General features: G+C 53.3%; 13 protein-coding genes. 11 read left to right on the top strand and 2 right to left on the bottom strand.

The window, feature by feature from the left end:
• Position 1: 1 nt before the first annotated feature.
• Genes acpS through priA form a run of 4 tightly spaced genes read left to right on the top strand, consistent with a single transcriptional unit; the run spans position 2 to position 4,145 of the window.
• The gene (gene acpS / locus SPICO_RS07415; RefSeq protein ID WP_013740052.1) at positions 2-403 is read left to right on the top strand and encodes a holo-ACP synthase; all 402 of its coding nucleotides are present in this window, start codon (positions 2-4) and stop codon (positions 401-403) included.
• Positions 390-1,289 (top strand): tRNA pseudouridine(38-40) synthase TruA, encoded by a 900-nt coding sequence (truA, locus tag SPICO_RS07410; protein WP_013740051.1) that lies wholly within the window; start codon positions 390-392, stop codon positions 1,287-1,289. The genes acpS and truA overlap by 14 nt, the downstream gene beginning before the upstream one ends.
• Positions 1,276-2,145, top strand: a complete 870-nt coding sequence (locus SPICO_RS07405) for a uracil-DNA glycosylase (RefSeq protein WP_013740050.1) — start codon at positions 1,276-1,278, stop codon at positions 2,143-2,145. The genes truA and SPICO_RS07405 overlap by 14 nt, the downstream gene beginning before the upstream one ends.
• The gene (gene priA, locus SPICO_RS07400) at positions 2,142-4,145 is read left to right on the top strand and encodes a replication restart helicase PriA (protein WP_013740049.1); all 2,004 of its coding nucleotides are present in this window, start codon (positions 2,142-2,144) and stop codon (positions 4,143-4,145) included. The genes SPICO_RS07405 and priA overlap by 4 nt, the downstream gene beginning before the upstream one ends.
• 94 nt (positions 4,146-4,239) lie before the next feature.
• Here priA and SPICO_RS10415 read toward each other — a convergent pair whose 3' ends face one another.
• On the bottom strand, positions 4,240-4,407 hold the full coding sequence (locus tag SPICO_RS10415; protein WP_169310071.1) for a hypothetical protein: 168 nt from the start codon (positions 4,405-4,407) through the stop codon (positions 4,240-4,242).
• A gap of 120 nt (positions 4,408-4,527) precedes the next feature.
• Complete coding sequence (locus tag SPICO_RS09925; RefSeq protein WP_052295855.1) at positions 4,528-6,603, bottom strand: RCC1 domain-containing protein; 2,076 nt, start codon at positions 6,601-6,603, stop codon at positions 4,528-4,530.
• A gap of 471 nt (positions 6,604-7,074) precedes the next feature.
• On the opposite strand from SPICO_RS09925, the gene def reads away from it, so the two are divergent.
• Genes def through SPICO_RS07360 form a run of 7 tightly spaced genes read left to right on the top strand, consistent with a single transcriptional unit; the run spans position 7,075 to position 14,015 of the window.
• Complete coding sequence (gene def, locus SPICO_RS07390) at positions 7,075-7,578, top strand: peptide deformylase (protein ID WP_013740047.1); 504 nt, start codon at positions 7,075-7,077, stop codon at positions 7,576-7,578.
• Positions 7,535-8,584: a methionyl-tRNA formyltransferase gene (fmt, locus tag SPICO_RS07385; protein ID WP_013740046.1), complete on the top strand. Its 1,050-nt coding sequence runs from the start codon at positions 7,535-7,537 to the stop codon at positions 8,582-8,584. The genes def and fmt overlap by 44 nt, the downstream gene beginning before the upstream one ends.
• 1 nt (position 8,585) lies before the next feature.
• Positions 8,586-11,021, top strand: coding sequence for a patatin-like phospholipase family protein (locus SPICO_RS09920; protein WP_013740045.1), 2,436 nt, complete (start codon positions 8,586-8,588; stop codon positions 11,019-11,021).
• Positions 11,021-12,022, top strand: a complete 1,002-nt coding sequence (gene mnmL / locus SPICO_RS07375; protein WP_013740044.1) for a tRNA modification radical SAM protein MnmL/YtqA — start codon at positions 11,021-11,023, stop codon at positions 12,020-12,022. The genes SPICO_RS09920 and mnmL overlap by 1 nt, the downstream gene beginning before the upstream one ends.
• Entirely contained in the window at positions 11,997-12,557 is a 561-nt protein-coding gene (locus SPICO_RS07370; protein WP_013740043.1) for a VanZ family protein, read from the top strand. Before mnmL ends, SPICO_RS07370 begins: the two co-directional genes overlap by 26 nt.
• Complete coding sequence (locus tag SPICO_RS07365) at positions 12,557-13,483, top strand: fumarate hydratase (RefSeq protein ID WP_013740042.1); 927 nt, start codon at positions 12,557-12,559, stop codon at positions 13,481-13,483. The genes SPICO_RS07370 and SPICO_RS07365 overlap by 1 nt, the downstream gene beginning before the upstream one ends.
• Positions 13,476-14,015, top strand: a complete 540-nt coding sequence (locus SPICO_RS07360; protein ID WP_013740041.1) for a FumA C-terminus/TtdB family hydratase beta subunit — start codon at positions 13,476-13,478, stop codon at positions 14,013-14,015. Before SPICO_RS07365 ends, SPICO_RS07360 begins: the two co-directional genes overlap by 8 nt.
• Positions 14,016-14,621 lie beyond the last annotated feature (606 nt).

Below are 14,621 nucleotides of genomic sequence, written 5' to 3'. Positions count from 1 at the left end.
TATGATTCGAGGTATAGGCATTGATGCCGTATCCATCTTACGTATGGAAACATTTGGTGACGGGCTTGTGTCACGCCTCTTTCATCCTTCTGAAGCCAAGCGTGCTTTGATGTTGAAAGAAGATTCCCTACGGAGCAGGGGGGAGTTCCTTGCTACGCGTTTCGCCGCCAAGGAAGCCTTGAGCAAGGCGATGGGAACGGGGATGCGGGGAATGAGCCTGCGTGAGATTGCTGTTGTCACCGATATCCTGGGAAAGCCCTCCTTGGTGCTTGAAGGACACACGGCGGAGCATTTTTCCCGTCTTTTTCCCAAGACTTCCATCTTGGTCTCCCTGACCCATGAGCATCCTCTGGCATTGGCGCAGGTCATGCTGGTGGAGGAATCGTCCGATGGCACGCAGTGACTGGAGACGTCCTGCTTCCCATCCGTATGAAGAAGGATGCGTCAGGCGAGTCCGCATGACGGTCGCTTATGACGGGACAGGCTACAGCGGGTGGCAGCACCAGCGCAATGCGCCGAGTGTCCAGGCGGAGATAGAAGACGCGCTCTACCGGTTGACCGGACATTCCGTCACAGTCGTAGGAAGCGGACGAACCGATTCCGGCGTTCACGCCTTGGGGCAGGTCTGCCATTTCGACCTCCCTGACGAACGTTTTCCGGCGGTAGTCTTCAAACGCGCATTGAACGCCTTTCTGCCTCCTGCCATACGCATCATGGACAGTGAGGAAACCAACGACTCTTTCCATGCGCGGTTCTCCGCCATGGCACGGGAATACCGATATCTCATCAAGAGAGAAGCTGACATGACTCCCTTTGACTCAGGTCGTGTCTGGGTAGTGAAGGAACTGCCGTCCCTGGAACTTCTGAAAGCTCATGCCGCGGAAATAGCCGGAACCCATGATTTCACTACGTTCACTGCCGCGGGAGATATGTGCGAACGTCGCCATAGGGACATCTATGTATCTGATTTCTCCGTAGAGAAGGATATCCACGGAGCCGAGGTGCTGGTGTATACTATCTGCGGCAACGCATTCCTCTACAAGATGGTGCGTTCCATTGTGGGGACGCTTTTCTTCTTGGTGTTGGGAGGCGTGCCTGCCACGGAGACTGCACGGCGGCTTGCCGCGCGGGACAGAAGCCAAGCCGGGCGGACAGCCTCCGCCCATGGCCTGTACCTGTCACGGATTTCCTTTGACGAGAAGGAATATGAATGGTTTGAGCATCTTCATCCTTCCATGGAGATGCCGTCGGAAGATAGGGAGAGGGAGGATAGCGATGATGAAGCCTGACGCACAGACCGTGAGTGCCGCCCTTGCCCGTCTTGCCCGGAATATTGATGAAGCTGAACGTGCCATGACTCCACCGTCCCCGCTGCCCGCATCCCTTCCTCTGGATATTCCTGATGATGCTTTTCTGCCTTTCATACGGGATGCCATTGACGGGGAAAACCCGTCCGTTCAGCAAGATTCTCTGGAAAAAGGAAAAGAGGACGGGAGGCAGGTACAGTTCCTTGGCGCATCCGACGTTCTTTTTCCTGACACTGAAGCACGGGATTATTCTTCCTGTTCCCTGAAAGAGCTTTCAACTCTTGTCTCATCATGCAAGAACTGCCGGTTGTGTGAGACGCGGACGTATACGGTTTTCGGAGAAGGACAGGAGGAGCATCCTGTCGTTATGGTAATTGGTGAAGGTCCGGGACGAGATGAAGACCTCAGCGGCAGACCGTTCGTTGGCAAAGGCGGACAGTACATGGACAGATGGTTTGCACCTATAGGTGTATCCCGTCAGACAAACGCCTACATTGCCAATATCGTGAAATGCCGGCCGCCGGGAAACCGTGATCCCCTGCCTGATGAAGTACAGGCGTGCATTCCCTATCTCCGTCGGCAGATTGCACTTGTCCAACCGCGAGTCATCCTGCTGGCGGGAGCGGTGGCTGCCCATGCCATCCTGGAGACAAAGGAAGGCGTCGGCGCGCTGAGAGGACGCACTTTCAGTTACATGAATATTCCGGTGATAGTGACCTATCATCCTGCCGGAGTCCTCCGCAACTTGGACAGGCTCCGCGCTCCCGTGTGGGAAGATATGAAACGACTTGCCTCCATGGTCGGGCTGCCGGTACATGCCGGAAAGAAGCAAACATGATGCGCGCCCGTGTTCTGGCCAACATCCCGGTGGACAAGGAATTTGACTATGCCGTTCCCCCTTCCCTGGAGGAAAAGGTGAAGCCGGGAGTCCGGGTAGCCGTGCCTTTCGGCAATCGTGAAATCACGGCATTCGTCATTGATGTCTTTCCTGATGATGTCCTAAAAGATGAAATAAAGAATGAAAGAGAACTCAAGGATATAAAACGTGCCATCGACAAAGAGCCTGTCTTTTCCCCACGGGAGGTGGAGCTGGCAAAATGGATGGCCGCTTTCTATTTCTGTAGTCCGGGTGAGGCTCTCTCCGTTATGGTACCTGGAGGACGGAGGGATGTAGGAGTGCCAGCCTTTGCCGTTGAGGACGAACTGACCGACGGATCAGTTGAGTTGACCGGTGAACAGGAGGCCGCCATAGCATCCATCTCCTCAGCCTCACATGCCATGTATTACTTGTATGGTGTTACAGGGAGTGGAAAGAGTGAGGTGTTTTTCCGGGCAGCCCGCCATGTGGTGGATAGCGGACGGCAGGTCATTTATTTGGTGCCGGAGATTACTTTGACACACCAGTTGTCACGCATGGTGGCATGCCGGTTTCCAGGACGGGTCGCCGTACTGCATTCCGCTCTGACTGCCAGCCAGCGGATTGACCAGTGGAAACGCATCCTTCGGGGAGAAGTGGATATGATTATCGGTGCCCGCAGCGCGGTGTTCGCTCCATGTCCTCGCTTGGGAATGATTATCATTGACGAGGAGCATGAGAACTCCTACAAGGCAGGCTCCACGCCGCGCTATCATGCCCGTCAGGTCGCCCAGAAACGGTGCGCCGATGCAGGCGCAACGCTGGTGATGGGCAGTGCTACGCCGTCGCTTGAAGCATGGAAGCTGATGCACGAGGATTCAGGGATGCTCAAATTGGAACTTCCCCAACGCGTAGGCGGTGGCCGTCCTCCTGTCATGGAAGTGGTGGACATGCTCCGTGAAAACCGGATGATTAGCCGGAGGCTGGAGGAAGAGATGCGCCTTGTCCTTGGTCGAGGCAAGCAAGTAATCCTCTTTCTCAACCGCCGTGGCTATTCCTATTTCTTTCACTGCGCCACCTGTGGTTATGAGATGTCCTGTCCCCATTGTTCAGTATCCCTGACCTATCATAAGAACGAAGCGATGATGGTCTGTCATTACTGTGGATATACCCGCTCCCCGGTCACGGTTTGTCCTGACTGCGGCTCCCTGGATGTTGGTTATTCCGGTTTCGGAACGGAGATGGTCGAGCAGGAGGTTGCACGGATGTTTCCCTCAGCGTCCCTTGCCCGACTCGATACCGACAGCACCCGCGACCGTGACGCAATGGCACTGGTTCTGGAGGATTTCCGTCACGGGAAAATTGATATTCTTCTCGGTACCCAGATGGTCGCCAAGGGGCTAAATTTTCCCGGCGTAGAGCTGGTAGGGGTTGTCTTGGCTGATAGTGGTCTGAACGTTCCTGATTTTCGTTCCCGTGAACATACCTTCTCCCTGTTGGTTCAGGTCAGCGGGCGGGCAGGGCGTTATAATGACAAGGGTCGGGTCGTGGTTCAAACCTACAAGCCGGGCAATGAAGCCGTGACAGCGGCCTGTGCCGGGGATGTGGATGGCTTCTATGACCGAGAGCTGGATGCCCGCAGGGAGACAGGCTTTCCTCCCTATGGCAGGATGGTCAATTTGGTGGTCAGGGGGAGGAACAAGGATAAAGCCGAGACGGAGGCGGCACGGCTGGCCGAAATCTGTGAAAGCACTGTTTCCGCCCTTGTCCGACGCAATCCCGGTCGCAAGGATTTGCCGGAGGTATTCGGCACATCATCCTGTCCGGTGGAGAAAATAGCTGGGAACTGGCGTTTCCATGTGCTGCTCCGCGGCATGTCCCCGGCATTGCTCCATCAGATGATCGGCGCTGTTGTCCGGCAGTACAAGGCACCTTCCGGCATCTATATGGAAATTGACATAGATCCCCTCCATCTGTTGTAAGGAAAATTCCTTGTGAAACTCAGAAAAGGGATGTTGTAAAAGTATGAAAACTTTAACCAATGCCCCCTGACCATGGGGAAATACGCCTTGAGCCTTACATTGTTCCATAAGTACATTTTCCGGATTCTTTTCTGATGCAGACAGTTTCGCTCTCTCCCATTGAGTCCGTTCTTCCTTCCAGGGAGATGATTAATTTCTCCAGCGTGCTGTCCAGCCCGGTGACGATGATTTCCAGGATGCGCAGGGAAAGATTGCGGGACAAGCTCCGCTCCGCTTCCCATGCGGATGACGTTTGGACATGGGGAGGGGAGAAACAGGAGGAAGTGACCGGCGTGCCGGAACGACCTGTTGGTCAGTGTATACTCCTCCCCATGCTTTCTAATCAGAAGACAACCTGTGTGGGTTCATTTTTCGAGCTATTATTGCCGATACCCAGTTGGCCAAATGAGTTGTATCCAGTCGCCCAGAGCGTACCGTCCTTCTTCAGGATCATCGTATGGAGCCTTCCGGCGAAGACAGCCGCGACATCAGTCATGACCTGATCGGGCTTGTTTTTGTTGCCATTGTCACCAACACCCAGTTGGCCATAATCATTCTGTCCAGTCGCCCAGAGCGTGCCGTCCTTCTTCAGAATCATCGTGTGAAAACCGGCGGAGACGGCCGCGACAGCAGTCATTTTCAGGGAACCATCGGCAGAATCCCAGACCTGATCGGGCGTATTTATGCTGTTATTATTACCGATACCCAGTTGACCAGAACCATTCCGTCCAGTCGCCCAGAGCGTGCCGTCCGTCTTCAGGAACAACATGTGATAACCTCCGGTGAAGACAGCCGTGACATCAGAGCTGACCTGCATGGGTGTATTTTTGCTGATATTATTACCGATACCCAGTTGGCCATCATAGTTGTCTCCAGTCGCCCAGAGCGTGCCGTCCTTCTTCAGAATCATCGTATAGTGGGTTTTAGCGGAGACAGCCTTGACATCAGTCGTGACCTGCACGGGTGTGTTTTTGTCTTCATAATTACCGATACCCAGTTGGCCATTATAGTTGGATCCAGTCGCCCAGAGCGTGCCGTTCTTCTTCAGGATTATCGTATGGTTCCATCCGACGGAAACAGTCGCGACATCAGTCATGAACCCGGAAATATCAGTATTATCCTTGACCTGCACGGGTACGTTTGTGTCGCTCGTAGTGCCGATACCCAGTTGACCAGAACCGTTCAGTCCAGTCGCCCAGAGCGTGCCGTCCTTCTTCAAAATCATCGTGTGCTCATCTCCGGCGTAGACAGCCGCGACATCAGAACCCATGGACGTGACCGGCACGGGCGTGCTTGTTGTATAGGTGGTCGCAGCGCCGACACCCAGTTGGCCATGATCATTCCGTCCAGTCGCCCAGAGCGTGCCATCTGTCTTCAGGATCATCGTGTGGAAAGCTCCGGCGGAGACGGCTCGGTATGGTTTGAACGTAGCAGCCCCGTTTATGCCGTCCCCGGTGTCCCAGTCCTGTATCTCAATCTCAATAGCGGCGAGGGCGACTTCATCATCAGACGTATTGAGCGTCATGTTGTAGACATGCTGCTTGCCTTTGTCAAAGTGAATCTTGCCCTGGTCAGAGGTCGCTACGGAAGTCGCTGCCCATGTGTATGTACCAGCGCCAGCACCCCCGGCCAGGATAAACTCCAGGCTCACGTTAGCCAGGGCATCAGTGTTGTCCACAGGTATCAGCACAGCCTCGAACCTGCGCTTGCCCTCATTTCTTTCAGATTGAGTAAGGGTGTCGGAAATGTCCTTCATGACAATAGACTCAATGACACTGGCAGCATCCAAGGTTCCGTCATTCAGATTTATCGTAGTTTCAGAACCCAAGCCCTTGACCGTGACGGTAAAGCCGCCGGTGGCATCATTGATAGCCGTAGCATCAACGGTCGTGCTGGGAGAGATGTTGACAATCAGACGGGAGAGCATATGGTCAAGCTTCAGATGCACCGTCGAGGTATTGTTCTGTACATTGTCGGTGCGTCCCCACAGGAAGTCAGCCTTTCCGGTGTCCTGTTCCCCGGAACCCGGATAGACATTTATGGATAGAGCCGTGGTATCAGCGATGGAAGACACGTAAGGATAATAGGCGATGAAGTCAAAGAATGATGCAGGATTCGCACTAATATCATCCCACTTCAAGGTATCGGCAACGGTAGCAGGAGTGAAGCCGGAAGTCTGGAAGGCTGTGTCAGCCGTATAGAGTTTGTTTGCACGTTCCGGGGCGGCAGTAGCTGCCGTGCCAGTGTCATGATCCACCATGTAGATGCCAACGTCATCATCAGCTTGCCATTCGGAATTTGCCATGGCCTTGCGGCCTATCTCCGTGGAGAAGCGCACTGCATTGGTATGTGAAACATTCAGCTTGTTGTCGCATGAAATGAAGGTGATAAGAAGCATCAGGATGGTCAGGAAGACCATGACGCTTAGTTTAGTCTCTCTCTCTCTCTCTCTCTCTCTCTCTCTCTCTCTCTCTCTCTCTCTCTCTCTCTCTCTCTCTCTCTCTCTCATGTTTGCCCCTTTTTCTTGAAAAAACGTCACACGTAATCAACCATGCAGGGTTGACAATTGGCGCCAGTATAGACGTGCTGACAATAGAAGGCTATTACCCAAAGGTATGATTTTGCATGAAAAGCAGAGAAAACCATATAATACTTTCGGGTTATTTGACGTTTAAAGGTGTAAATATAGTATTATTAATACCGTTTTAAACGTGTACAACATAGGAACATGGAAATTATGAAAAAAATGGGGATGCCATAAACTGAACATCCCCAGGGGCATGTTTCATTTTCCTGTTTTCTCTATCAACTTTGCCAGCTCCGTCATCTCTGACAGTTTCACAGTGGGGAACATTGACCACTGCCATTGTTTGCAAGTATCATAATCACTATGTTGGAAATAGTAACTTTAGGAGAAGACGTTCTCCGCAGGCGCGCTGAACCTGTGAAGGTTTTTGATGCCGCACTCAGGCTTCTTGTCGATGACATGTTCGATTCCCTTGCCCAGGAAAGAGGAGTCGGTCTTGCTGCGCCCCAGGTGGGAGTATCACAGCGCCTTTTCATCGTTGACATCGAAGGCGGAGAGAAGGGTGTCTTCATCAACCCTGAAATCATTGAAACATCGATGGAACAGACGCCTTATGAAGAAGGTTGCCTGAGTATCCCCGGAATATGGCATGATGTGGTGCGTCCGCAGCGTATTACCATGCAGGCGCAGGATGTCACGGGGAAATTCTTCACCGTCAAGGCGGATGGCATGTTCGCCCGCGTCCTTCAGCATGAATATGACCATTTGAATGGTACTCTGTTCATTGACCGTCTGAACGAACAGGATAAGAAAAAGGTGCTGGATGCTTACGAAAAGAAGCAAAAGCCCCGGAAACGGGCGCGTTGAGGCGGACGCAAAGGGGTGGCCACTGAATACTTCACCACGCATCTTATTCGCAGGGACTCCTGCAATAGCCGTTCCTGTACTTGAAGCCCTTGCCGCGTCATTTCCTGTCGTAGCCGTCCTCACCAATCCCGACAGACCGGGAGCGCGGAGCAGGACTCTGGTTCCGTCTCCTGTAAAGGAAGCCGCGGCCACACTTGGACTTCCTGTGCTCCAACCTGAAAGCCTGAGGACGGAAGCCCGCGACATCGTATCCTCATACCATCCCGACATGCTGGTCTGCTTTGCCTATGGCAAGCTGTTCGGCCCTCGTTTCCTCTCCCTTTTTTCCCAGGGAGCTATCAACATCCATCCATCCCGCCTCCCTATGGGCAGGGGCAGCTCTCCCATACAGTACACGATACTTTCAGGCGACGCGGAAGCGGCCATCAGCATACAACGGATTGCTGCGCAGATGGATAGTGGCGACATCCTTGCGCAGGATGTCTTCCCGCTCGATGGTACGGAGACTACCGGGACTCTCACGGATATCGTAGCTCTGCGCGCCGCGCCTCTTGCCGTTTCCATTGTGAGTGATGTGTCGACAGGAAAAACTGTTTCCCGTCCCCAGAGCGGAGAAGCGACCTATACCCATCTCATCACTAAGGACGAAGCTCTCCTTGACTGGTCATGGAGCATCCGGGACATCCATTGCTGCATCCGCGCCTTTCATCCCTGGCCCAAGGCATGGACGACCTATGAGGGAACTCCGCTGTGCATCACATCAGTGGCCGATTCACTTCAGGAAGCTGAAAAAGGTGTGTTTGATTCCGTTGTCTCTCCGGGCGTTCCCTCCGGTGTTTTGCCCGGTACAGTTATGGAAGGACGCAAAGGAAAGGGAATAGCCATAGCCTGTGGCAACGGTATCATCTGGATTGACCGTTTGCAGTTATCCGGACGGAAGGAAATGGCTTGGCAGGATTTCATCAACGGAAATTCCCGTTTCATTGGTTCGCATCTGGGAGGATGATATGCGCCCACTGACATGTGTGATACTGAAAGTTCTCCGCATCGGCTTCATAATCTTCATCATGACTGCCACCCTGTTCCCCCTTGGCGCTGCCCAAGCCGATGTTGCTCGCGCCAGTGCGAGCAGTACCAGCAAGGAGCCCGTCGTGGCATTGGTACTCTCTGGCGGCGGAGCCCGTGGCATAGCACATATAGCGGTCTTGGAAGCCATAGAAGAACGCGGCATCCCGATTGACATGATTGTGGGTACGAGCATGGGAGCATTGGTAGGATGCCTGTACAGTGCCGGGTATTCACCGCAAGACATCCGTGACATCCTTGCGGCACATGACCTGATGGCCATGCTCACCATGAGTCCGTATGGTGACATCCTGTCCACGCCCCGTGCCTTTGTCTTTGGAGAAAACAACCTGCTGTCCTTGGCATTCGGTGCAAAGGGGCTGGGAAATGCCACGGGATTAGTCGGGGATCAGGCACTGATGACGCTGCTTTCTTCGCTTTTGTCCAAGGTGAGCTTCCTTGATGATTTCACTGAGCTGGAAACTCCCTATGTCGCTGTTGCCATGGATGCGACCACCTCCGAACGCATCGTCTTTGACTCCGGTTCCCTGTCGGCGGCTGTGCGCTCCAGCATTTCCCTGCCTCTGGTTTTTCCTCCGTTCCTGCTCAATGACGGCCGTCTGACCATGGATGGCGGATATGTTGACAACCTGCCCGTCGGCCTTGCCTATGAGTATGGCGCGGATCTTGTGATAGCATGCGAAGTCAATGCAGCGCAACGAATGAAAACCGAAGACCTGACTTCACTGTCAGCCATGCTTATCCAAAGCATGGATCTTGTCACCCGAATCAACGTCAGGACACAGGAAAAACTCGCCGACCTGCTGATTTATCCTGATTTGGAAGACGTGGGCATCCTGGACTTCAACAAATATCAGGAAATTCTCGACAAAAGCCAGAAAACCATCGAGACATCCTATACGGCGGCCTTGGATGAATTTGCCCGTTCCGTGGAAGAAAAAGGACGTATCCTTGTTCCCAAGGATTCCCGGCGTCGCGGCACATACCATGACCTGACAGCCCCTGCCGTCGTCGGAGTCCAGCACTGGGAGGCCATCGTAGGAGAAGATGCTGTCAGGATGGATGATCACGGAATACTGTCACGCTATTGGAAATATGCAGGCAAGACATTGGATGCCGCCACCCTTGAACAGCTTGGACATGATTTGGAGATGACAAAGAAGCAGGGAACCTACATGTCAGTATTCTTCGAGCTACGGGAAAATAGCATCAGTGAGGATAAGGATGGCGGTACTGCGAACAAGGTTGATTTGCATATAGTGACACGGAAAGGGCAGGAGCAGAAGTCCGGGTTGGGGATTGGCTTGCAGGGTTCTGGAGTTCTGTCTTTCATGCCAGGGCAGTCTGCCGTCCTGACGCTTCTTCCCGCTATCATGGCAGATATGGTCTTGTATGATGTGCTGCCGGAAGATTACCGACTCCTTCTCAGTTTCCACGGTACTGATATCCTGAAAGTGCAGGTAGGCATTGCATACGAGACGTATGTTTTCGCACAAAGGGTTCAACTGGATCTTGATTCCGCGCTGTCCGTTGAGCTGGGGAACATAGGACTGTATTCATCGCGACTCAATCCACAGAGACTCACTACTTTTGATGGCAGGAGCAGTTTTTCCTTGGGAGCTACCATGATATGGAAATCCAGCGCGTCTCTGAGCGCAGGGATGAAGCTTTCCCTCACCACGCTCGGACCGTTCCGTGCGACATCAGGGATTACCTTGGGATCCGGACTTTCGGCCGAGCGCAGAAACACAGCCTCTTTTGTCGGCTATCTCCAAGGCGCATGGAGTACGATGGATTATAGCCTGCTTCCTACCTCCGGTATGCGGGTGGATGGAGCCTTGGAGGCAGGAGGGATGTTTGATCCGACTCTTTCCTCCAGGGGGCGGAGCTTGTGGATGGCCAGGGCGCGTTTCGTCCATGCCATCCCCTTGGGCGCAAAGTTTTCCCTTTCATATGACGCTGAAGTAGCTTTAAGCCACGGAAAGCCTTCGGCACTCATTGATTCCTATTTCCAGTACGGTGGGTTTGACGGGATTCCCGGATACGGTAGTTATCTCGTGACCGACAAAGTGAGTCTTGGGACGACCGTGCGGTATCAGATAGGAGCGGGTGTGCTGCCGATGTACCTTGTTGGAGCCATGCGTCTCGGTCTCCGGGGAGAGCTTCCTTCGGATCCAGGAAAAACAGTTTTCTTCATGACTCAAGCGGAACATGAGGCATTTGATTCTGCTCCTCTGACAGTATTTGACATGGGCTTTCTTGTCGGAGTCGGTCTTACCAGTCCTTTGGGCGATGCGATATTCGGCGTGGGAGTCAACCTGAGAGGCGGGGTATCCCTTGCCGTAGGATTCCGCTGATGGCTTCCGTCGTCCGGCCATGGACAGACTACGGCCCCATGCTCCGTTCCCTGTATGGAGCAACGGTCTACCGTGTCGGGGTAGACGGCGGATTTTCCTGTCCTAACAGGGCGTCCGACCGGAGCGGTGGATGTGTTTTCTGTGATGGCACTGGCGCCAGTTCAGTCTATCAGCGGGACAATGAACAGGTCTTTGCCCATGGCACGTCCTTTGCGTCCGCGCTGTGCTTCGGACCCCGGTATGCAGGAGGCATGGAAGCACGCCTTTCTTCGGTTGACGAACAGATAGAGCGCGGCAAGAAGTTTCTTGAGCGACGTTATAACGCCCGCCTGTTCAGCCTGTATCTCCAGGCGTGGACCAATACATGGGGATCTCATGATGAGATGGAAGCAGTCTGGAATCATGCCCTGTCCCGTGGGCCATGGGTGGAGTTCATCGTATCCACCCGACCTGACTGCGTAGGAGACACGGTGGCGGACAGTTTGGCAGCTTGTTCTTCACAGGTTCGGAAGGTCTGGGCGGAGATAGGGCTTCAGTCAGCCAACGACGCTACTCTCCGCCGGATGTCCCGTGGACATGGTTCCTCAGGATTTATTCCTGCCGTCAAACGTCTGCACAGCCGTGGCATAGGTGTTTGCGCTCATCTGATACTCGGATACCCCGGAGAAAGATGGGATGATTATGAAAAAACAGTCAGCATGGTCAACGATAGTGGATGTGAAGCAGTGAAGATACATAATCTCCATATTCCTGGCGGTACCCGACTTTATGCTGAATACCAGCAGGGCGAGATTGCGGTAGCATCGACCATGCGGCATGTGGAGGATGTGATTTTTGTCCTGAGACGGCTCAAGTCTGATGTCATGGTTCAGCGTCTGGTGTGCGAGACTCCCGACCATCGGCTTGCCGTACCCCGTGGGTTTGCGGACAAGAATAAATTCCTGATGCTCTTGCAGCGTACGATGGAGGAGAGGAATGTCAGACAGGGAGACCTTGCCTGATTTGAAAGAAAGAGTCCCGAAAAAGAGAGTCTCGAACAAAAGAAAACCGAGAAAAAGAACCCCGGAAAAAAGAGAGATGGGACTTATCAGGCATGTTGGTTTGCTTTTAAGCGTAGTCATTGCGCTTGGCATTGCTGTGCTTTCACTCCTGCCAGCGCGGGTAGTCTCCATCCCCTTGTCCCTTTTCCCCCATGCGGATAAAGTTTCCCATATGGTTGCGTATGCTCTGCTTGCCGCTTTTTCCAACTGTGCGGTATTTTCTTCGGGAAATTTTGCCGTTGGTAGACGAAGACGATGGCTTGTCCTGGCTGTCACCGCGGCATACGGGCTCTATGGGCTTGGTATCGAAGTCCTGCAATTTTTTTCCGGGCGCTCTTTTTCTTTGTTTGATGCCGCGGCCAATTTTGTGGGAGCGTTCATAGGCGCGGCGACCTCCTGCGGCATCATTTCCTGTCTATGGGCATCAGGGCAGAGGAGAAGTGGACGGGACAGGGATGATGCGGATGAAGATGACGTGGAAGGAGAGAGGAAGTAATGAACGAAAAATCCCTGCTGGATGTTGTTTCACGGCGTATCACGGAATTGGCGAAGAAAGCTGCCATCGAAGTTCCGTCCGATGTCGCCAGGGCGTTGGACGATGCTCTTGTCCGCGAGGAAGCTGCATTGGAAAACCATGACCCCTTGGCTTCCTCCGCAGGGCGTGATGTGTTGCGTGCCATCAAGGAGAATATTGATATCGCCTTTTCATCGCGTCTCCCTATGTGTCAGGATACCGGGATGTTCCTTGTGTTCTGTGATGTCGGACGTTCCATGTTCCTCGTGTCTGGAGACTGGGAAGATGCAATAAACGATGGCTTGAAAAAAGCGATTGAGTCTGTTCCTTACCGGCGTTCTGTTGTTTCCGACCCTCTTTTTGAAAGAACGAATACTCAAAATAATTTACCCGCTGTCTTCCATTGGGCACTTTCGGACGGTGAGGGGCTGCGTGTTTCCGTTCTGCTCAAGGGTTTTGGCAGTGAGAACTGCTCCGGCGTCCGAATGCTCCGTCCGACCGACGGTCCAAAAGAAGTCGTCTCCGCCGTGAGTGATATCATGCGCACTGCCGGGGGCAAGCCGTGTCCACCGGTATTCCTTGGCATAGGGCTTGGTGGCACGATGGACGATGCGGCCAGGATGAGCAAGAGGGCTCTTTTGCGTGACTATGGGACAGCCCATCCTGATTCACGCTACGCCGAACTGGAAAGTCAGGTGCTTGCTTCTGTGAACAGGCTGGGGATTGGACCGGGTGGCTTGGGAGGTGTCGGCACTGCGCTCTCGGTGGCGATAGAAAAGGGGCCGACTCATATTGCAGGGCTGCCGCTTGCTGTTTCGGTGAACTGTTGGGCGGATCGGAAATTCCGCATCGATGTCATTCATCGTCCGGATGGTTCATGGAAAGTGGAGGAAATTCTGTATGCATGAGGCTGTACGTCATCTCCGGCTTCCGCTGGAGAGCAGGGAAGTTGCCATGGGACTGAAACCTTTTGAGCGGATTCTGCTGGACGGAACGTTGTATGTCGCACGTGACCAGGCTCACAAGCGTTTTGTGAGCATCCTGAGTTCTGGAGGACAGCTTCCTATTCCGCTGAAAGGTTCGTTCATCTATTACATGGGTCCTTCGCCTGCGCCAGTAGGGAGAGTAATCGGTTCATGCGGCCCGACCACCAGCGCCAGGATGGATCCGTTCACTCCTTTGTTGTTGGAGCATGGTCTTTCCGGGATGGTCGGCAAGGGGCCGCGCAGCCGCGAGGTGCATGACGCGCTGGTTCGCCATGGTGGTCTGTACTTACAGGCATACGGCGGATGCGGGGCTCTTTATGCGTCAAGGGTAATCAGCAGCACGGTAGTCGCTTGTGAAGACTTGGGGCCTGAAGCGGTCTTCCGGCTGGAAGTCAGGGACTTCCCGGTAGTAGTTGCGATTACCCCTGAAGGCGGAAGTGTGTTTGGAGGGTGAAAATCTCAAGGGTGTATCCCTACGGTTCCACTTCCTTCCGGGGAAAATAGAATATGTAAACGCAGATAGCATCGTCTGTTATCGAAACCTATGGTTCGGATGCAACGAAATTACTTCCTCAAAACTATGGCGATGTTCTTTCTTCTTTTCTATCTTATTGTTGGTTGTCATTATTGGCAGCATTTCCATTGGAGTTATCTAGACTTATGTGAAGGATGTCATTGATGCTGTCGATGTCACGGAATCTGTTGACAAGATCACTTTTCGTAAGTACATTTTCTGTATAGGACTTGGGAAGCCGCCACCCAGAATTATACTGGGTCTCTGCCGTAACTGGTACGAATGCCGCTTTCTCCAGGTCCTTTTCCTTAAGCCCTATCCCACAGAAAACGAGTTGAGCCAAAAAAGAATGGCAAACCCATTGGTACATTCATTGATGGTGAACAAAGCGTGTCTTCTTCCACATAGAAACACCCCCGCACCTGCGGGGAATAGTCAGCGGTTTTATCCACATTGATTGCATCGTAAGAAACACCCCCGCACCTGCGGGGAATAGTCAAGTGCGACCCCCAAGCCATTGATGACGATGGAAACACCCCCTCACTT

It is taken from the genome of Parasphaerochaeta coccoides DSM 17374 (assembly GCF_000208385.1).
Lineage (GTDB): Bacteria > Spirochaetota > Spirochaetia > Sphaerochaetales > Sphaerochaetaceae > Parasphaerochaeta > Parasphaerochaeta coccoides.
This window is presented reverse-complemented; position numbering and strand designations above follow the sequence as displayed.